Source organism: Bacillus cereus group sp. MYBK227-1, assembly GCF_051916325.1.
GTDB classification, from domain to species: domain Bacteria; phylum Bacillota; class Bacilli; order Bacillales; family Bacillaceae_G; genus Bacillus_A; species Bacillus_A cereus.
The window spans coordinates 120621-140709 of the sequence record NZ_JBQAGK010000007.1; the positions used below are offsets into that span (position 1 = coordinate 120621).

Sequence of the window (20089 nt, forward strand, 5' to 3'; positions counted from 1 at the left end):
ATGTAGATTCAGTACCTTTTCTATCTTTATATATAGTTCTTTACATATTAGCAAATAGCCATGGAGCGAGTACGGCTAACATACACAGCAAACAAGATCCCGTTATGACACGATTGGCCCAACGGTAATATTCTGGCTGTTTCGTACTCTCATGAATTCTTCTTAAACGAATACCTGCGATTAACATGAATGGTGTGAAAATAAGTGCTGTTGCTTTAAACAGGTCTAAAAAATCCGTAAAGATGTTCATAAATGAAAATACATCGGAACTAAACAAGAAGTATACACTTAGTCTCATCGACATCATGCTGATAAATGAGAAAATCATACTTCCGGTTGCCCACTTCATCCATTGACCATTTTTTGTAATTAATGCCATAACCATGACAATAACGCCTAATACGAATGAAATAGAAAAGATATTGACTCCTACTTTAAAAGCCGGTGCATACAATCCTTCAATCTTTTGAATGATTGATGATCCAAATGAATCATCTTTCTCTGTTGTTTTCGTTCGATTGTTTAGTCCATCTTTAAATGATGACGAAACATCATTTCCTTTTAACTCATTAAAATCTACTTTTACAGAAGCTTGAGCTGCTTGTAAGGGTACAAGTAATAAAATCATCAAAACAAGCGTGCATAAGACTCCTATCATTCCTTTTTCTCGTTTCATCACACATCACCCGCTAATTTTGGTTTGATGCTCTTTAATTTGATTTCATTTCCTTCTGCAGCATAATAAAGATCTGCTGCATAATAGATATTTGCTTTTGTATATGCCCCCATAATTGCATTTGCAATTTCTTCTTTTTCTACTGCCACATATGTTTCATTTTCATTGTAAAACTCAATTTCAATTCGGTTAATATTATTATTTAATACTGTAATATGTAATTCTTTTAAGCTATCTAAGCGATTCCCTAATCCACATACCAACTTAAATACTTTATTTGCAATTGTTGGTGGTTTTACATACGTCGTATTAAAATGAATCGTTTCATCATCTATCACACCATCTTCCTCGACTTCACACGTCATAATGAAAGAATGATTTTGTTTTTCAATTTCTTGTTGACTCAACTTGCGATCAATGACATACTTCACGCTTGTTGACAGGTTTTCTATATATTCATCCAGTTCGGTATTTGAAATTTTAACCTCTGAGAATTCCGGAAAAATCATGTAAGCGTGTATATTAGAACTACTTTTACTTACACGTAATACCTGGACTTGTTTCTTTTCATAGCGCACCGTTTGTTCTAATTTTTCTACTACATTGTTACTTATGGAATTAATATTCATTTACATTCACCTTTCAAAATTGTTATTTTTTTAACTCAAAAATATTTTTTACTTCATATAATCCTCATGTTTGGATTTAATCTATTTTAAGCATTGTAATATTACGAAGAGTTCTCAATTCCCCTGTTTTAAGACTGTTAATCACTTGAATCTCAAAACATTTCAATATTACAATGACGTACAATGTCTCATTATAGTCGAATATCTTTATATGGTGAATCATTCTGTCCCACTCATTTGTACAAAAATAAAAAAATATTTTACTCTTGTACAAATGAGTGGAAAAATGCTGTATTTCATGCTATTTAACTAAGAAAATACAACTAGGAAATAGATTTATATATTCCCTAGTTGTCTATTACTCCATTCAACTAGTGTATAAGAATAAGGTGAATTGACCTCTAATTCCATATACAGTAATTGATTTTTTGGTAATATCTCTCCCTCTGTATGAATCCAATAACGCTTCTTATTAGACATATTTATGACGCGTGTCAGTCCTTGTTCTTTTTCTTGTTCTATTACTTTTGCAGTCCACCTCACAAAATCCATATCTTCAACATTAGCTACTCCTTGTTGAACAGGAAAAACGTGTTCTGTTTCCGGTGGAATTGAAACATATTCTTGTTGTGGATACATGTCCTCATATTCTAATAATTCCACTGGTATATCCTCATCACTTGGAAAAGGCATATCATAAACAGCCTCAGGAGTGGGAGTATGATGAAAATCTTCAGCATACTCCACTTCTTCTATATCCTCATGTTTTAATCTATCACTCTCTTCCTCACCCAGATTCTTATGAACAGATGTAGCAACTAAATCATATATACTTGCTACATCCTTTTCTAAGGCGATCTCTTTTGTTGGAACAGTAACACGCTCTTGTTCCCTTCCAATAGGTTTATTTTCTCTTGGGCACCAATAAACGGGGCGTTCCACCGGTTTATTTTCCATTTCTTTTTTCTTGGCTTCTTCCATTAGAAATTTTTTCTTTGAATTACGAACTACCAAAAACACATAACAAAATAGACCAATAAATATTTTTGTAATCATAATAATCCCCTCTCGATCATCCAAATAAATCGAACTCAAACTGTCCATCGATTACTTTGTTTTTTCGTTTTCCATTCTTTTTAGAAGAATCCACTTCAACAATAACTGAATCCCAGAATGTGATATCTTGTTTTTGTACAAGCATGCGCTTATCAGTATTCAGTGTTGTTAAAGCTCGAATGACACCTTCTATTTCTCCATCTATTTCAAGTACATTCTGCTTCACTCGAACTCCAGGTACTCGCTCTTTTTTAATACATTCAACAGCCCTTTGTACAAATTGAGCCTCTTTCATAAATGCTACGTCCATCGTTTCTGGTAATTTCTCTACCCAATTTGAAAATTGAATTTCAATTGATTCAAATACAGGCGTAATGACATTACCGATATTTGCAAGGACGCGTTTCGATTCATCAGATGCTGCTTTTGTCCATTCCTCTGTTGAACCCTTTAATTGATTTCCACTCTTAATGTTTTGAATTAATAGAGTCTGTAGATCTCCAGTATCACCAAGCATTGCATTCAGCCCATCGCTTGTAGCCTCACCGTTCATTGCTTCAGCAGCTTTATTCTTTTGGGCAATTAATTGCGCCATCTGCTGCTGGAACGTTTCTCGGTATCCAAGATAGAAGGTCCTACATTGTTTAGTTTGTCCAATACGACAGTGTCTTCTAGCTGCCTGATTCAACGCGAATAAGCTAAATGGTAATTGATAAAATATCAATGTAGGTGTTGCCAGTAAATCAAGACCCACCTTCACTAATTCTAGCGAGCATATAATTACATTCACACCGCTATTCACTTGATCTTTTAGCCATTCACTACGCTTTGGCGGAGTAACTGTATTGGTACGGAGAATAGCTACTTTCGCACCAGGTATTTGCTCTACAACCTTCTGTAAACGGGGTTGAACGTCTCGTTCTTTTACTGTAGATCCTGTATCACATACGTATACGATTGTTGGACGGCCCTCAGAAATTTCTGTACGCAATATATCTTGCAACTCCTTCTCTTTAGGCTGTATACAATCCTCATCAAATTTGAATTTATCATTAGACCAAACCAGTTCTTTTTCTGCATCATCTAAGTAATAGTTCGGATAATGGATCATATTGTCTGGATATGCATTACCTGTACGAATATAAGAAAGCCACAGTTTTCCGGCGTCTGGTGTACCTTTCGCTGCTTCAATTGCTTTTTCAAACGACTCTTTCATATGCTCATAGGCTTGCTTTTGTTCTTCCGACATATCGACAAGAATCGTAGGTACATTAATTAACTCCACAGGATTTGGCCACACATCTTTTAAGCGTACATTAATGGTTGTATCCATTAAAAATTGGGTAAACACATAAGGTGAAATACCAGGTACAACCTTAGTTTTATCTAATATACCTTGTGCTCCGCGTGAAGCTATATTAGATGTAACCTCACCATCATGGTAATATGTTCTCTCGATGTTTCCGTAGGTTTCATTCCATTCCATGAAAGAACTGTATTCAAAACCACTTTTCACCATTTTTTGAGGGAATAAACGCCATAACGTATAGAATACATCGCTTGCGCGGCCACCAAATAATGTACCTGTTCCAGCTACAACTTTCTTACAAACCTTTGCTAAACTTCCTAAGGCAGTTCCTTGTGCTGTTTCACTTTTTAATTCGTGGACTTCGTCACAAATTAAAGCATCAAAAAAGTGTTTCATTTTTCTACGAATATACTCAACAGTAGCTACCTTTCGATATGCTCTTCCTGATTGCTTCGCATCATATGGCTTCACACGATTCTCTAACTCTAGTTGTTTTTGCAGCGGTTTATTTCCCTCTTTTATTGCTTGCAATAATTTATTTTCATATTTGGTCCAATCTTTAAAACTTGCATATTTTGTTTTTACTTTTGGACTCCAAATATTTGAATTACAATCAGCACATACACTGTTTTTATTTGTTTTCGAATCTAAGTCACTTCCTGTAAAATCTTTATACTGACAGACTTCTTTCTGTTCGCCATTAGCTTGGTGAACCATGATAGAAGATGTTTTTTTACGTAACTTAGCACCACAATCTGGACAGTAATATCCATCCTTATAATATCTTTGCACCTCTTCCTCCGACTTCTTGGGAAGTGTAATTTTCTTATAAGGCAATGGCATTTGTTTGATAGAATCCCCTCGCATCGTTGTAAAACTAATGACAAAAAAGGTTGGTTTTTCTGGTTTTGGTCTTCCTGCCTGAATCCAAGATTGATGAATGCGTATTAAATCCTCTGTACGTTTAATCAGATGTACGTCTGCGTCTGGTATTAAGTGTCGTATTTCTTCTTTTGCCCACTTCTCAGTAAGAGTCGGTGGAACAAATACGCAGGTACGATACCCTTTTTTCCCGGTTAAATGGAAATATCCATCTACTGTCGCTGTCATAATTGCACTTTTGCCGGACGACATTTCTCCCTGTATAATGATTCCTTTTTGTACTTGTAATGCTTTTGCTGCACCTGTTGCTACATGTGCCTGTACAGGGAATAATGGTCTCTTGTATGTATCAAAATGAGATAATGCCTGATCTTTCATTGGTTGATGCAATGGCTCATCTAATTTTGTTACCTTATCAAGCATGACAGGTGAATATTCCAATAGATATTCATTTAAATCTTGTATTTTATTAATTTTTTCGCCTGTACCCTCTTGTGGAAATTGACATTTTCCAGAGCGAATCATTTCTGATAAAAACTCTTTACAATCCTTTTCTTTTAGTACGACTTGTGCAATAGATAGAGAAGAAAATTCATTCTTATCAAAATATACCTCTAATGGCTGTAATAGATTTCTTGTTAGCATCTCCTCATAAATTGGCTTCGCCCATTCTTCTAAAATTGGCAAGCCGTACGGAGGGGCCATTAAGAAGTCTCTCACTTGCATTTCTGGTGCTTCGTCAATTGCAACAATGTATTTCGTCTCTAATTGTTTGGAAAACGCAATAATTGCTTTCTTTTTATTGATAGTTTGCGTATTAATAAATTCAAATTGTCCTTTTGAGATCACATTCACTTTTTTATCTAATGTGTAATGTGATTCTTCCCTTTTTCCTTCTCCAAAATACAAACGGCTAGTTCCCATTGATATGGCTGCTCTGAATGACTTTAATGTATTGTCATTCGCACCTAACACTGCAAATTGCATTTGGTTGTTATGATTAACTGCCATAACAAAGCAGAAAGCTGAATGTGAAGCAGTGCCTGTCTCCAATTGCAACATCGCTGGTGTTTGTTCTTGATCAAATGTATTTTGTTGAATCATTTCCTTCATCATAAAGTTCCCTCCTAAAATAAAAAACGCATCATAATCGATACGTTTCATGTCCTACTCATTTAATTTGTTGTTTAAAAATCTATAAACTGTTTCCATTCTGGTAATGATTGCTCAGCTGCATGTAGCATATCACCTGCACCTTGGAACAGTGAGAATTGTTCTAGTACTACCAAATGTGTACCTGCACTAAATTGAGATGCACATAAGCAAATGACTGTTAGAACAATAGCAATGCGAAACATTCGATTACTAAATTCCCATACGATAAATAATACTCCTATTCCTAATAGTACAGACATATCCTTCTTCCTTTCCTAGACCAGTTCTTTGACAACACCAGTTGGTGTTGCGGTGATAAATTTCGCACGGCGTTTTTGTAAAACAACTTCTTTCGTTGTTTTTTCAAGTGGCTCAAATGAAGTTTCATAATACACATTCTCGGATCCACGGACCGCATGGAGTGTATCACCTTCACCAAGCAAACCATCTGCCACACCCGTTATCAGCAATAGTCCTAATTGTCCAGAAGCAATTGGCATCTTTGCTCTCTCTGCAGCTGTTTTCTCGCCTTGTAGTGAGTAACCATTCCCTCTATTTAAACGCTTTTTGAACGACGAGATGCCTTCCGATTTCCCTATCCCTTCATAAGCACTTTTATAATCCACTCTTGATGTAAAAATGATTTTTTTCTGATGATGCAATTCAGGTATAATCCAACTTTTACGATTCACCATTTGCGCTAATGTATTCACCTTTTTTCTTACGAAAGCAAGGTCGGACATGTTTTCACAAAAATTAGCGAATCCATCATTGAAGTATGTATCATTTTTCGTAGCCGCACGTTTACGGCCGATAAAGACACATTGCTTAAATGCATCGAATTCTTCATTTTCATCACCAAAACGCATTAATCCTATTTCTTCGTAATTCTTAGCTAAAAAGTAACTAATATCATCCCTAGCAAAACGATCATATGGAATGACATACACCATAATGCCACCTTCTTGTAAATAATGGTGAGCACGTTTTAGGAAGTTGAACTCCATTCTCTCTGATTTTGTATTTTCTGTACGAAGCTCCGTATTATAAGGAGGATTTAAAAAAACAAGCGGAAAGTAGTCATGACTAATCATCATGCTTTCAAAGCTAGATCGTATCACTACGTCTAATTGCTCTTTTGCTTTGTTATATCGATTTGCATCTAATTCCACACCATATGTATCAAGTTGTATACCAACTTGTTTCACCTCATCTGCAAAACTTCGTAAAATTGTCCCTTCTCCACAGCATGGATCAAAGCAAGCATAAGCTCGCTCTGATTCCATTTGTAATAGTTGTACTAAGTGTTTCCCTTCTGTTAGTGGTGTTGGATAAAATCCCGCCGCTAAATCATTTTCTAAACGCATAATCGTTCCCTCCAAGTTCTTTTTTACAATAAAAAAAGGAAGATCCAAGTAAATACATCACTTAGTTCTTCCTTTTACCCTCTATACACTACCTCGACTTTATTAAAACGGTAGTAAATCATCTGCAATCTCCGATAGCTCATCCAAACCAGCGAATATATCATCCGACTCTTGGGATTGCTCTTTTGTTTCCTGCTCTTTTGGATCATCTAATACTGTCCAAATCTTATCTTTTTTCATATCTATATCCCTCTATCCTTCTTACTTTTCTGTTTCATAAATAAGTTCTTCGTAGTCAAAAAGATAATCTTTCAACTTACGCATGATTTTACGAAACTTTGGTTCGGCTACGATCTTAGTACCACTATAAAAACTTTGTTGCCCAACAAAGCGCCATAAGATACCATAGCCTATGTTCATTTCCTGTATCCCTTCAATAAATAATGCGATTTCTTGAATGGCTTCTTTTTCATTCATAGCATGTGGTTTAAAGTATTGAAATTTACCAACTGGTAATATAATTTCAGCCTCGAAACAACCTCGCATTTGATTTAATCTTCCTCTTGTTTCAGATGACATTGTAGATGTAGCATATGACTTCTGTTGATATGTCTCATTTGCCTCTATTCGTGTTTTATGCTCCTCTACTGTTGGTACTAGTCGTAAGTGTCTACAATCTTTTTTCATTTTGTTTTATCTCCCCTAACTGTTTAATTTGTTATTTTATGAATAATAAATAACCCCGCCTGCATACTTGAAAACAACACAAAAAGAGCTTCTTCAAGTCGATTAATAATGTGCATAGCAAAATAAGCTATATATACACTAATCGGCTCAAAGAAGCCCTTTCACAAATGAAACAAGACGCAACTTGCTTCTACAACTCAACCACAACACAAAAAAAGGTGTGGGAATAAACGGAATCAAATAAACTAACAATATACCTATATATTATATAATATTGTTATTGATTTCAAGAAGTATTAATTAAAACTAACACATTAACCATAATTATTCTTACTCCTCAAGCTTGTGAAGGCCGATAGCCAACAAAGATTTTGGTAATACATTAAGAGTTAATAAAATACTATTAAGCATCTTACCATTTCACGCACCTATAAGGAATACAACCATGCTGTTCTTGAATCTGAATATGTGTATTATATTTCAATCCGCGCACCTACATAAGGTGCGATTTTATCAAATGGCAAACCGCCTGGTTGGTCAGATATTTCAATCCACGTACCTACAAGAGGGACGACTTTTCTTTAATAAATGGTTAATTAACTTTTTAATAAATAAGCTTTCCTTCAATTATTCTAACGTTTTCTTCATTACAGTCCATCAATAATCGCTACTTTTAAAATATCTAATTCTTTTACCAAAATGTTATAGTCATCAATTATTTTTGGTTTGTCAATGTTCCGCTTAATATCCAGTAAATAGTGTACTTTTGCGGAAGAGTACTGGCCAAGTTTTGAATTATGTTTCCACCAACAAAGTTTATGTACTTCTATACTTCCTTCAGGGCGTGCTACTGACCCAGCATTCCCAAACAATTTAACCAGTTCATTTTTAATCTTTTCTGCATCCCCTTTGGTGAAATCTGTCTTCCTTGTTCATTGCATATGAATACTTCCATAAAAAATATAAGCTCCAAGATCAACACGATGCTTCATCCCCATTGTATCTGAACCTTTATCCTTCCCATGCTCAGAACTTACACTTTTCGTAATCTGCATACTAGTATAATGTCAATCGGATCAATACTAGTCGTCGTATGAACTGAAGCAGATCCTCTTACTCCAACAGAGACACTAAATTACTATCAATTATCTTACCAGTCTTAATCCACGCACCATCAAAAGGTGCGTCCAGCATGTACAGTAAATACGATGTGATGACAAAAATTCCAATGCATACACCTATAAGGGGTTTGATTTTTGTGTTTCAAACTTCCATAATTTCTATTGAGATTTCAATCAACACACCTAAAAGAGGTACGACTAAAAAACTCTCTAATTTTCCGATATTCGGGTGATTTCAATCCACGCACCTATTTAAGGTGCGAGAGCTTTTTATTTTAGGAGGGAAACTTATGATACAAATTTCAATCCACGCACCTGCAAGAGATGCGACTTTCCTTTAATAAATTGATAGAGTATATCTTTATAAGGATACTTTCTTTCAACTATTCTGACGCTTTTTATTACATTCCTTTAATAATCTCAACTTTTAAACCATCTAATTCATGTACCAAGACAGTATAATCATCGATTGTTTTTGGTTCATCAATATTCTGTTTAACCTCTAATAAACGATGTACTTTTGCAGAGGAGTATTGACCAAGTTTTGAATTATGATCCCACCAACAAACTTTATGTACTTCTATACTTCCTTCAGGGCGTGCTGCTGATGCATCATTTTTAAACGATGTAACCAGTGCATTTTTAATCTTCTCCGCATCTTCGTTAGTAAAACCTGTCTTTTCTGCTAATTGCGTATTAATACTTCCATAAAAAACATAGACTCCAAAATCAACACGATACTTCATCCCAATTGTATCTGAACCTTTATCCTTCTCAGGCTCAGAATTTATAATTTTCGTAATCTGCATACTAGTAATGTCAATTGGATCAGCTGTATGAATTGAAGCAGGTCCTCTTATTCCAGCAGAGACACTAAATTACTATCAAACATCTTACCAGTCCTAACTCACGCACCTATATAAGGTGCGACTCCAGGCTTCGCCAATTTCAACCATTAATGCACGATTTCAATCCACGCACCTGCAAGAGATGCGACTTTCCTTTAATAAATTGATAGGGTATATTTTTATAAGGATACTTTCTTTCAACTATTCTGACGCTTTTTATTACATTCCTTTAATAATCTCAACTTTTAAACCATCTAATTCATGTACCAAGACAGTATAATCATTGATTGTTTTTTGTTCGTCAATATTCCGTTTAACCTCTAATAAACGATGTACTTTTGCAGAGGAGTATTGACCAGGTTTTGAATGATGATCCCACCAACAAACATAGACTGCGAAATCAACACGATGCTTCATCCCCATCGTATCTAAAACTTTATCCTTCCCATGCTCAGAATTTACACTTTTCGTAATCTGCATACTAGTAATGTCAATTGGATCAACACTCGTTGCTTTATGAATTGAAACAGGTCCCCTTTCTCCAACAGAGGCACTAAATTACTATCAATTATTTTATCAGTCTTACTCCACACACCTGAGATGCGAAGAAAGTAATCTAGATAAGGCAGCAAGTAATTTCATTTCAATTTAGGCACCTATATAAAGTGCGACGTAATTCTTCTTCTGTGGATATATCTCGTCTAATATTTCAATTCACACACCTATATAAGGTGCGACTTGTTTACTTCTATTTTTGCATTGAAATAATCTAAATTTCAATCCACGCACCTATGTAAGGTGCGACGTTCCTCCTGAGTTTGCCAAGGCACATGCTGGACATTTCAATCCACGCACCTATATAAGGTGCGACAAACAGAAATATGATGGTTATTTTAGATATGTTATTTCAATCCACGCACCTATATAAGGTGCGACATTACCTTACAACTCCTAAAATCTTACCAAGTGTATTTCAATCCACGCACCTATATAAGGTGCGACCTTATAACAACCTTTTCATTTTCTGCATTCGTAGTATTTCAATCCACGCACCTATATAAGGTGCGACTTGTGCATGATTCCTGTGCTAAATGTTAATTTTTTATTTCAATCCACGCACCTATATAAGGTGCGACATGTAATCTCTCTAAAACGACTATCCACGTTACTATTTCAATCCACGCACCTATATAAGGTGCGACGTTTAGTTTTAACGTATTTTGTCCACCACCAGAATTTCAATCCACGCACCTATATAAGGTGCGACAGCGATTTTTGTTTAAAACCATACAAAAATACACTAATTCTGTTCAAAAATATACATATTTCTTTATTTAATAAGAGAATTTGTATAAAAAATATTAAACTTCTCTCATAAATTATGAAAATTCAGGTGCGAATGCACGAGGAATTTTATGTGTGCTATACATTCGCACCTAAAAAATCAAAGGACTTTCTAAATCAACGGATTCCTTTATACCGATATGTTCAACCCTATTTTTATAGTTATTACCTAACTGATAAAATCTAAGACTATCCTCATCTTCGTTAATAATTTTAATTAATTCCATCTTTAAAGTAGCAAATTGAGTTGCATCCACAACACATTCAAACACTGAATTTTGGACTCGTTGACCATAATTTTGACATATTTTCGAAACTTTTCGCAGTCTTTTTTGTCCAACACTGTTAGTTGTGCTTACATCATATGTTATTAATACTAGCAACTGTTACACCTACTTCCATAAAAATGGTGGATATTCATCTAAGTCATCACGTAAATAACGAGCCAATAGCAAAGCTTGCGCATGTGGTACTAATCCCCAAGATATTTTTTCACCAAGATATGGATGTGTTATTTTTTCTTGTTTTTTATTTTGCCAAGCTGTTATAAATTTTTTTCTAGCTTCATCCGTCATGATAACAGCTCCATTTTCTTTTTGGAAAAAATCCCCCTTGTTTATGACTCGCTTATTAATTAATGACAAGACAAATTTATCTGCATAGACTCCTCGTAGCTCTTCTATAACATCTAAAGCCAAAGATACCCTTCCTGGCCGATCTCGATGCAAAAAACCAACATATGCATCCAATCCAACACTCTCTAATGCAGATGTCATATCATTTGCTAATAATGTATAAGCAAATGATAACATTGCATTTACATTATCTAATGGGGGTCTTCGAGAACGTCTATTAAAATAAAAATCCTCTTTTTGTTGTAGGATCATCTGATTAAATAATTTATTATAACTTGTGGCAGCCTGCCCTTCTAATCCCCTTAATCTTTCTAAATCCTCACATTCCCTTACTTCAAGAATAATAGATGATAAGTGTTGAGAGATTGCTTTGAATTGATCCACATCTATTCGTAATGGATAATCTCGAGTCATTCTTTCAATTATCCATTTGTTATTGTAAATCTTTCCAACAATGAAGTTGCGCGCAATTTTAGCTGATATAACTTCATCTTCTGATATACGATATTGTTTTTTTCTTAGAATGACATTTCCCTTACTTTTCCCAATAACTCTTGCAAGAAATTGTCCATACATTGTTAAAAATACCAATGAAATATTTTTTTCTGCACAATACCCCATAAGTGCAGGACTTGTACCCGTATAGCCAAAAGATACAATTGATTCTAAGTTGTGAAGTGGCAACCTTCCTATCTTCTCTTTTTCCTTTAGAAGAACGATGTTATCACCATCTAACGACAAATAAACATCTGGTTGAGTTATAAACAATGTATTAAGAAGTTTTTTCATTCATGGATCTTCCCTTCAATATAACTTTTTACAGATCTTTTATTCATTAATCCTGGTAAGCATAAATTTTGAAGGGAACAACTTTTGCAAAACGATCCTGTTTTTACTTTAGGAGTATACTTGCGTTTATAATAATCATACATTTCTTTGACAATTGACCTAACGTTATTTTTTTCATATGTCGTTAGGGGAACTTCAATACGGTGTTTGATTTCATTATAAAATATAAAGCCTGTCTTTATTTCACAAAGCAGCATTTCTTCAAGACATATAGCTTGTGCTGTTAATTGTAAAACATCCGAATCGTTTATTTTCGGTTTCCCACGTTTATATTCGATTGGTTGCACAATATATTTTCCCTCGGCACCATTTATTTCAATCCCATTATTATCTTTAATAAACTCTACCACATCACAAACTCCTGTAATTCTAAGTTCATTTGATTTTATAGGCATCGCACGCACAGTAAATTTGTTTCCTCGTTTTTCCTTAATAAATGGTTGATCAGCTTTCTGATGAAGAAACTTCCCTTCTATCGTCCTAACGTTTTCTTCCCATTGTTGTTCAATATGAATAAGGGCCCATTGTCGTTTGCAAAATTGAAAATGTTGAATACCAGATAACATTAAATAACTATTGTCTTCATTACATTCCATCAATAATCTCAACTTTTAAACCATCTAATTCATGTACCAATACAGTATAATCATCAATTGTTTTTGGTTCGTCAATATTCCGTTTAACCTCTAATAAACGGTGTACTTTTGCAGAGGAGTATTGACCAAGTTTTGAATTATGATCCCACCAACAAACTTTATGTACTTCTATACTTCCTTCAGGGCGTGCTGCTGATGCATCATTTTCAAACAATGTAACCAGTGCATTTTTAATCTTTTCCGCATCTGCGTTAGTAAAGCCTGTCTTTTCTGCTAACTGTGTATTAATGCTTCCATAAAAAACATAGACTCCATAATCTACACGATGTTTCATCCCCATTGTGTCTGAACCTTTATCCTTCCCAGGCTCAGAATTTACACTTTTCGTAATCTGCATACTAGTAATATCAATCGGATCTACACTCGTTGCCGTATGTATTGAAACAGGTCCTCTTACTCCAACAGAGACACCTTTTCCAGCTCCCCCTTTAAAGGCAAAAACTTGTCCAAAGCTTCTTACATCAATCCACTCTTTACATGCAATTGCAGCAAATTGTTCATGTGGATTATCCTTCGATTTTAACGCTTTGACTAAATCTACATTGGTTTCTGCTCGTTCCCTTAAACTATTAAATTGGTCTACCTTCCTGTCATTTGATTGAACAAAAATAGATTCTTCCATGTCTTGCAGACGATTTCTAATCTTTCGTTTAATGGCTACATCAGAGATTTCACCATGTCCATCATAATTTTGTCTTGGGCGATTTCCATTCAAAGGATCTCCATTTGGATTAGCCTTTGTAACTGATAAAACAACTGCAAAATCGATTTTGTGATCTAAAGTTTTCATTTTTAATTCTCCTCTCCAATATTTACTGCATCATTTAGTGAAACATTTTTTTCTTTTTTTTGATACAATTCATGCCGTTGACTATAAAAGCCTAATAAGTATTTTCCAGACAGTGGTTTATTATTAAAATCTTCAATTTTTATCATTGAGCCAATCTCATCAATTAATTTGTTATAATACCAAACTTTCTCCCCTAAACGTGCTTGATACGGTTGTAGGGCCCCTTGAATGGTCCTCCATGTTCTTTCCGGATGTTGAGAAAAGGAATTCATATATCTCCTAGCATTTGTAGCACGTTGGTCACCATTATTTAATGCCTTTCTTTCCAAAACATCCGCAACCGCTAGAAGGCGTCCGAAGAGATAATCTCTATTATTATTTTCCTTATCTAATACCAATTGATATCCCTCCATTGTATTAATTAATGCACATGTAATACTTAATGTTTTTTCCCATTCCCATTTTTCCATTGATAGAGGGTTTGATGCACGTTGAAAGGCACTTCTAACAATGTCGAAAGGGATTTTTCTCTCGTCTATGATGCAAGGAAGCATACGCTCCATCAAACTCTTGACTACTTTTTCGTTTGCTTTTGGCCCATAAGCAGCAAATGCAATATCTCTGGTTGACGGTGCCCCATAAAATTTAACAAATTCATTATCTGCATTTTTACGGTAACCATGCTCCCAGACACATGTAGAATGCCAGTTCTTTAACTTATTTAAATAAAGGTTTTTATCCATATTACGATAGTAAAGAACTGCTAATCTGCCTGTTGTCGCTGAATCAAGCAAGAGAATATTTACATTTTCACTGGAAGATAAATTATTTTTATAACCATCAATTGCCTTAGCAACTTCATTGGCAAATTGTTCATGTGTATAGGATTTTATTTCTCGCTTTTTAGTTCCTCTTATATCCATTGAAAATATATTGTAACTATCTTCTACAATATCTGGAACATCTTCTGCATCATTGCCCCATACAAGAAATACACGTTGATCGATAATTTTTCCTTGCTTGTTAATAAGCCATTTCAATGCATTATGTGCTTTTTGGGACACATCATAGCTAATATTCGCTACTTCATTTGACGTAGTAAATCTTCCTCTAAATGTGAAACCTCTTAAATCATTTGAAGAGATTAACTTTGCTTGATCACTGGCATTTCTAATCTTTTTCGCATGTTTATCTGTACTCGGTTTTATTTCCCCTGTAACATAGCAGTAATCTTCATTATCTAGGAGGCCATCATAGAAATTAATAAAGGAGTTATGTATTTCTTTGTCTTGCCATACCTTTGATAGCATCTTATTTGGAGAATACACGGTAAATCTAACAAACGCAGCTTCTTGGCCAGCTGGAAGCACTGTAAAGATTTCGGGCTTGTTCCCAAGAAAAACTTCAACTTTTTTATCCCACTTTCCAATCAGCTTTTGGTTTTCATCAAGCCATAATATTTTGGTATCTATCAAGTCTTTCACTAATTGTTTTTTTCTTAAGTATTTGTAAATGCTTTTTAATTTATCTGTAGTATATGGGGATTCTACCCAATTCCTTAGCTGTTCGATATAAAAGCCAAATGACTCCTCTTCTTTTTTACTGCCGCCGTATTCACCAAAATCACCTGCAACGTAAGTTAATTTATCATGTAATGGATGGGGAACTTTATACGCTCCGGTACCAGACCTACTTGCAGAGTCTTCTGTACAAGGGATCAATGTATTGGCATCGCTCTTATCTATAACTGTCGCTGAATGGAACTCCCCTTCTTCTGTAATTAAAACTTCAATATTTGCTGACTGAGTAGTGTGTGAAATAGGTAGCAATGTATATTCTTGACCATTATATTTTTTTTCAATTTTACCGACTCGATCTAAATTTGATTGATAGGTCTCATACAAATTCAATAGCCAACTCATTTATTCACCTCCTTCTTCTAATTGTTTTATAAGCTCATCAACTGATTCAACGTTTGAACTGTCAAAAATCTTTGGCTCCATCTTGGATATTTTACGGATTTTTGTACATTCTTCTGGTCGGATGAATTGAATAATTCCATCTCTCATTACCGGATTCCATAATCGAACCTCTAATTCATTCCTACCTGTTTCATCAGGATAATTAAGCCCATGAATCATTGTGCCTAAATGAATATCTCCACCATAATTATCGTAAAAGCCTTCTCCTTCACCAAAAACACAAGGCTCCACATATCCTTGGCATTCTCTCGTTCCTAAAAAAATGTCTCGCCGTCCTCCAACTTTAAGTGAACGTTTTAGGATGTTATGATGCTTATATTCATTACGATCAAAAGCTAAATCAGGTCGATGAGGATTAAAGATAAAATGTGCTTGAACTTGGTATCTTACATTCTTTAAATATGTGTAATTTGCGAGTGTATTTCCACCACCATATTCAATTGGACGAATACCTTTTGATTCCATTTTGATTGCATTCATAATTCTTATTTTATCTACGATCATAAGAAGAGTTGGCTTCCAGTAAATTGATTCGACAATCCCTTTGATAGCTTGATAAGTTGGTACTTGGTAAGTTAACTTTTCTCCTCCCATTTTCATCAAAGGATCTGTGAAAAGTGCGTAATCACCAAAAACCTCAAATTCAATAGCATTCCGCAAAGATTCTTCCTCCTTTTTCATTTTCTATATTTTTCTAGTAAATTAATGATACTCCTCCTATGTAACTATATCAATATTTAACGATTATATATTATATGAAATTTAAGAATTCTTTTGATATGGTATAAAAACATGGATTAAAAACCCTATCTCAAACAAAGATAGGGTTTAAAATATAGCTGTCTTAAAATCACTCTCATTAAGCACATTCAGACCATATTCATCATTATAAGCACTTTCCTTCAAGGCTAGAATTTTCCCATCAAGATAGTATACGAGTCCATCATTTATTATCAATTTTTCTTTTTCATAGTTGAATACGTTAACTGTATACTGCTGTGCCTTTCGTAATAATCGACTCAAATCCTCAATGGAGTTATTGCTATTTAATTCTGCGATAATATCCTTTCCTTCTTCATATGGGACAATAACTGAAGTGGTTAGATCATCAATGACGTTAAAATGTTTGGCCGCTGTCTGGTAGCTATTTATAATAAATAATGGAATATCTTTTTTATCATGTTTATGAATATATGCTCGACGATAGCTATTTTCTATTCTTGGTACGGATAATAACTCAGTCATGTTCTTTTTTAGTTTTGGAATAAAATAATCTAGATCGGATTCAAATTCTCTATAATATTCTTTAAAATACCTCTTCATTGCCTCTCTTGATAAAATATGTCCTCCATATATTTTATCGTTATGTTTTAAATCCATAAGGATTTTCTTAGTTATTTTCTTTCCAATTTTAATTTCCTTTAAATGACTTAAGCTTTCCTCTTCATAATCAATCACATAGACATTCTGTATGCCCTTTTCACCGTGGCGATTACATCTTCCTGCAGCTTGTGCTATAGAATCTAACCCTGATAAAGAACGAACAACACACTCAAAACTTACATCTACACCTGCTTCGATTAACTGTGTGCTGATGCAAATGATCTTTCTTCCTTCCTTAAGGCATTCTCTAACTTCTTCTAAAATTTTATGTCTATGTGCTGCACACATTGTTGTGCTTAAATGATAAATAGGAACATTTAATCCTTGACTCTGTAATTGTGTATATAAATCTCTCACAACTGATTTTGTATTTAGAACAATGAGGATACTTTGTACTTCCTCTATTTTTGTATGTATAAATGTTTTGAGTTTATCTTTATTAAAGATTTCATTAGTTGCTTGATCAATGATTTCTACTCTTTTAAATGCTTCAATTACATGATCGAGGTTATTAATCATTTCAGCATCCGTATTTATGTCTAATTTTTGTTCTACAAAGTCCAAAGCAGGTTGAGTAGCAGTGCAGAGGACTATACTGGAACGAGTATATATTTTTAAAAAATTCAATGCTTGATTAAATAATGAAACACATGAAACAGGAACTTTTTGCACTTCATCAAAAATAATAATTGCCTCACTTAAATTATGGAGTCTTCTAGTATTTCTGTTTCCCTTTGCGTAAAACACATTTAGAAACTGAACCATGGTTGTAAAAATAATAGGAGAATCCCAATTATCTTTAGCTAATTTTAATTTTTGTTGTATGCTAACCATACCGTCTTCATTTTCATCATGCTCATTCACTTCTTCAACTATATTTGAATGATGCTCTAAAATATTTTCTTCATCCTCTAATATTCTTCGAACCTCTTCCGCATTTTGCTCGATAATTGTTGTAAAAGGTACAACATAAATAATTCGTTTTTTATTATGGGTTTTTGCATGTTTTAGTGCATATCTTAAGCTTGCTAATGTTTTACCACCACCAGTTGGAATAGATAATGTATATATTCCTGATGGCCTCTCAGCGAACTGATCACACTGATCTGACATGTCTGCTCTCAACATGTTAATAGGGGTATTTGCATTCTGCTGTTTTTTGAAAGCATTAATTTTTATCATGAGTCTCTCGTAGTATTTCTTAAATAACTCATCAGAATTTATTACGGATTCTACACTTTTTTCTTCTTCAAATAATCGGGTGTTTGTTCTATCGGCATCAATTAATGTACTAAAGATGAATTTAGTTAAAAACATTAATTGTTTTTCAGCATTTTCTGGGGGTTCTTTAAGTAGGAAACTTTCTAGTTCTACAGTAGCTTTGTCAACATACTCATGAAAATCTTTCTCTTTCATGACATGTTTAAAAAAGAATTGTTGTGTAACATCAAATCCTCTTAATTGCTTATCTCGCACTCTATTTAAATAGGGCGATTCTAAATCTGGATTTAAAAAATCTTGAAGGTATCCGTGATGAGAAATAATGGCATTTCCCACTATCTCAGATATTATCCCTTTGTAAGGAATCATATTTTCTGTATGGAATAATTGATATAACAATTTCCCCCCTGCAGTTGAATGGTCAACACTCCCCCTTTTAGGTGGAGAATTAGGATTATTTACTGCTTCCAATATATATTCTTTAAACTCATTGGTGTATTTACCCATATCATGGAGCATACCCGCTAAACCAGCTAAATGTTTTATACCGATTTTTTCTCCATAGGTTTCAGCTAGTTCTTTTACTCCTAATAAATGCTCTTCGACTGTTTGTACTTGCCTGTCACTCTCACGTATATGAGCAATGTAGGTCATTCAATCTCCCTCCATTTTATATTTTTTATATGTTTGTTAAATACTGCAGTTTAGTAGATACTTCCAGTTGAGTATCTACTAAACTGCAGAGCGTTTTAAAGCCAGAGCATTACTAATTTCAATCCACGCACCTATTTAAGGTGCGACATTAATAAAGTCCGCTTGTACACCAATTGGCATATTTCAATCCACACACCTATATGAAGTGCGACTTTGGGCTCGATTTCTTTGTCGTAGACGATGGTTTTTCAATCCACGCACCTATATAAGGTGCGACTACCTAACATTTCATCGGTATCAATATCTTTAGCTTTTCAATCCACACACCTATATAAGGTGCGACTAATACCTTTAATTCATCAATTTCAGCTTTCATTTTTTCAATCCACGCACCTATATAAGGTGAGACACCGATTTGTGTTCAAAATCAACAACAAATACGTTAATTCTATTTAAAAGTATAAAAATATTTTTATTTAATAAAGTAATTTGTATATAAATTATAAATTACCATCATAAAGCATGATAATTCTAGGTGTGAATGTACTAGGAATTCCATGTTCGCTATACATTCGCACCTAAAAAATTAAAGAGATTTCTAAATCAATTCATTCTTTTACAGAATATGTTCGATCTTAATTTGAGATTTAACTTTTCAGCAGACACTAAAAACATGAAAAGGATGGCACCATTTTGTATAACTGGGGCCAAAATAAAAGCAACTAGAATCCAATTCTGATGCCTATCTTTCTTACCTTAAAGTAGCTTGTCATACACGAAAAAACACCCCTCCACCCGTCCAAAAAAGATGTCAACAAACTAAAAAACCTTAATAATTTATAATC

15 protein-coding genes, 3 pseudogenes and 1 CRISPR repeat array are annotated in these 20089 nt (G+C 34.3%); all 18 genes and pseudogenes read right to left on the reverse strand.

Going from position 1 to position 20089, the window contains the following annotated elements; translation table 11 throughout:
* Positions 1–40 precede the first annotated feature (40 nt).
* The 18 genes and pseudogenes from ACTFRM_RS24900 to cas3 all read right to left on the reverse strand — a co-directional run bounded on the left by ACTFRM_RS24900 (position 41) and on the right by cas3 (position 19244).
* Positions 41–676 carry a hypothetical protein gene (locus ACTFRM_RS24900; protein ID WP_000817909.1) on the reverse strand — a complete coding sequence of 212 codons (636 nt, stop codon included), beginning with the start codon at positions 674–676 and terminating at the stop codon, positions 41–43.
* Positions 676–1305 carry a hypothetical protein gene (locus ACTFRM_RS24905; protein ID WP_001024816.1) on the reverse strand — a complete coding sequence of 210 codons (630 nt, stop codon included), beginning with the start codon at positions 1303–1305 and terminating at the stop codon, positions 676–678. Before ACTFRM_RS24905 ends, ACTFRM_RS24900 begins: the two co-directional genes overlap by 1 nt.
* Before the next feature lie 336 nt (positions 1306–1641).
* Entirely contained in the window at positions 1642–2361 is a 720-nt protein-coding gene (locus ACTFRM_RS24910) for a transposase (protein ID WP_440021137.1), read from the reverse strand.
* Between the two features lie 16 nt (positions 2362–2377).
* Complete coding sequence (locus ACTFRM_RS24915; protein ID WP_440043721.1) at positions 2378–5668, reverse strand: hypothetical protein; 3291 nt, start codon at positions 5666–5668, stop codon at positions 2378–2380.
* A 71-nt stretch (positions 5669–5739) separates the two neighbouring features.
* A complete protein-coding gene (locus ACTFRM_RS24920; RefSeq protein WP_088118868.1) occupies positions 5740–5967 on the reverse strand; it encodes a hypothetical protein in 228 nt (75 codons plus the stop codon).
* Between the two features lie 15 nt (positions 5968–5982).
* Positions 5983–7074: a DUF6094 domain-containing protein gene (locus ACTFRM_RS24925; protein WP_440021134.1), complete on the reverse strand. Its 1092-nt coding sequence runs from the start codon at positions 7072–7074 to the stop codon at positions 5983–5985.
* A 102-nt stretch (positions 7075–7176) separates the two neighbouring features.
* Complete coding sequence (locus ACTFRM_RS24930; RefSeq protein ID WP_176543051.1) at positions 7177–7314, reverse strand: hypothetical protein; 138 nt, start codon at positions 7312–7314, stop codon at positions 7177–7179.
* Positions 7315–7335: 21 nt separating this feature from the next.
* The gene (locus ACTFRM_RS24935; protein WP_440043722.1) at positions 7336–7761 is read right to left on the reverse strand and encodes a DUF6018 family natural product bioysynthesis protein; all 426 of its coding nucleotides are present in this window, start codon (positions 7759–7761) and stop codon (positions 7336–7338) included.
* 647 nt (positions 7762–8408) lie between these two features.
* Positions 8409–8890 (reverse strand): annotated as a pseudogene (locus ACTFRM_RS24940) (type I CRISPR-associated protein Cas7); the annotation flags it as partial.
* A gap of 393 nt (positions 8891–9283) precedes the next feature.
* Positions 9284–9754: pseudogene (locus ACTFRM_RS24945) on the reverse strand (type I CRISPR-associated protein Cas7); the annotation flags it as partial.
* 195 nt (positions 9755–9949) lie between these two features.
* Positions 9950–10279: pseudogene (locus ACTFRM_RS24950) on the reverse strand (type I CRISPR-associated protein Cas7); the annotation flags it as partial.
* 90 nt (positions 10280–10369) lie between these two features.
* Positions 10370–10997: a CRISPR direct-repeat array (repeat unit 33 nt; unit sequence TATTTCAATCCACGCACCTATATAAGGTGCGAC).
* A 169-nt stretch (positions 10998–11166) separates the two neighbouring features.
* Positions 11167–11457, reverse strand: coding sequence for a CRISPR-associated endonuclease Cas2 (gene cas2, locus ACTFRM_RS24955; protein WP_000960662.1), 291 nt, complete (start codon positions 11455–11457; stop codon positions 11167–11169).
* Positions 11458–11466: 9 nt separating this feature from the next.
* Positions 11467–12498, reverse strand: a complete 1032-nt coding sequence (gene cas1c / locus ACTFRM_RS24960) for a type I-C CRISPR-associated endonuclease Cas1c (protein ID WP_000735203.1) — start codon at positions 12496–12498, stop codon at positions 11467–11469.
* Complete coding sequence (gene cas4 / locus ACTFRM_RS24965) at positions 12495–13154, reverse strand: CRISPR-associated protein Cas4 (protein ID WP_000389015.1); 660 nt, start codon at positions 13152–13154, stop codon at positions 12495–12497. The genes cas1c and cas4 overlap by 4 nt, the downstream gene beginning before the upstream one ends.
* Positions 13144–14004 (reverse strand): type I-C CRISPR-associated protein Cas7/Csd2, encoded by an 861-nt coding sequence (gene cas7c, locus ACTFRM_RS24970; protein ID WP_000853369.1) that lies wholly within the window; start codon positions 14002–14004, stop codon positions 13144–13146. The genes cas4 and cas7c overlap by 11 nt, the downstream gene beginning before the upstream one ends.
* A gap of 2 nt (positions 14005–14006) precedes the next feature.
* Positions 14007–15926 carry a type I-C CRISPR-associated protein Cas8c/Csd1 gene (cas8c, locus tag ACTFRM_RS24975; RefSeq protein WP_000118650.1) on the reverse strand — a complete coding sequence of 640 codons (1920 nt, stop codon included), beginning with the start codon at positions 15924–15926 and terminating at the stop codon, positions 14007–14009.
* Positions 15927–16646, reverse strand: coding sequence for a type I-C CRISPR-associated protein Cas5c (gene cas5c, locus ACTFRM_RS24980; protein ID WP_098349527.1), 720 nt, complete (start codon positions 16644–16646; stop codon positions 15927–15929).
* 168 nt (positions 16647–16814) lie between these two features.
* A complete protein-coding gene (gene cas3, locus ACTFRM_RS24985; RefSeq protein WP_440021130.1) occupies positions 16815–19244 on the reverse strand; it encodes a CRISPR-associated helicase Cas3' in 2430 nt (809 codons plus the stop codon).
* Positions 19245–20089 lie beyond the last annotated feature (845 nt).

Excerpts from the sequence above, each read along its gene's own strand:
- ACTFRM_RS24930 (WP_176543051.1), bottom strand. The coding sequence starts at position 7,314 with ATGAAAAAAGATAAGATTTGGACAGTATTAGATGATCCAAAAGAGCAG.
- ACTFRM_RS24925 (WP_440021134.1), bottom strand. The coding sequence starts at position 7,074 with ATGCGTTTAGAAAATGATTTAGCGGCGGGATTTTATCCAACACCACTA.
- cas3 (WP_440021130.1), bottom strand. The coding sequence starts at position 19,244 with ATGACCTACATTGCTCATATACGTGAGAGTGACAGGCAAGTACAAACA.
- ACTFRM_RS24935 (WP_440043722.1), bottom strand. The coding sequence starts at position 7,761 with ATGAAAAAAGATTGTAGACACTTACGACTAGTACCAACAGTAGAGGAG.
- cas4 (WP_000389015.1), bottom strand. The coding sequence starts at position 13,154 with ATGGAATGTAATGAAGACAATAGTTATTTAATGTTATCTGGTATTCAA.
- ACTFRM_RS24910 (WP_440021137.1), bottom strand. The coding sequence starts at position 2,361 with ATGATTACAAAAATATTTATTGGTCTATTTTGTTATGTGTTTTTGGTA.
- ACTFRM_RS24900 (WP_000817909.1), bottom strand. The coding sequence starts at position 676 with ATGAAACGAGAAAAAGGAATGATAGGAGTCTTATGCACGCTTGTTTTG.
- cas7c (WP_000853369.1), bottom strand. The coding sequence starts at position 14,004 with ATGAAAACTTTAGATCACAAAATCGATTTTGCAGTTGTTTTATCAGTT.
- ACTFRM_RS24915 (WP_440043721.1), bottom strand. The coding sequence starts at position 5,668 with ATGATGAAGGAAATGATTCAACAAAATACATTTGATCAAGAACAAACA.
- cas8c (WP_000118650.1), bottom strand. The coding sequence starts at position 15,926 with ATGAGTTGGCTATTGAATTTGTATGAGACCTATCAATCAAATTTAGAT.
- ACTFRM_RS24905 (WP_001024816.1), bottom strand. The coding sequence starts at position 1,305 with ATGAATATTAATTCCATAAGTAACAATGTAGTAGAAAAATTAGAACAA.
- ACTFRM_RS24920 (WP_088118868.1), bottom strand. The coding sequence starts at position 5,967 with ATGTCTGTACTATTAGGAATAGGAGTATTATTTATCGTATGGGAATTT.
- cas1c (WP_000735203.1), bottom strand. The coding sequence starts at position 12,498 with ATGAAAAAACTTCTTAATACATTGTTTATAACTCAACCAGATGTTTAT.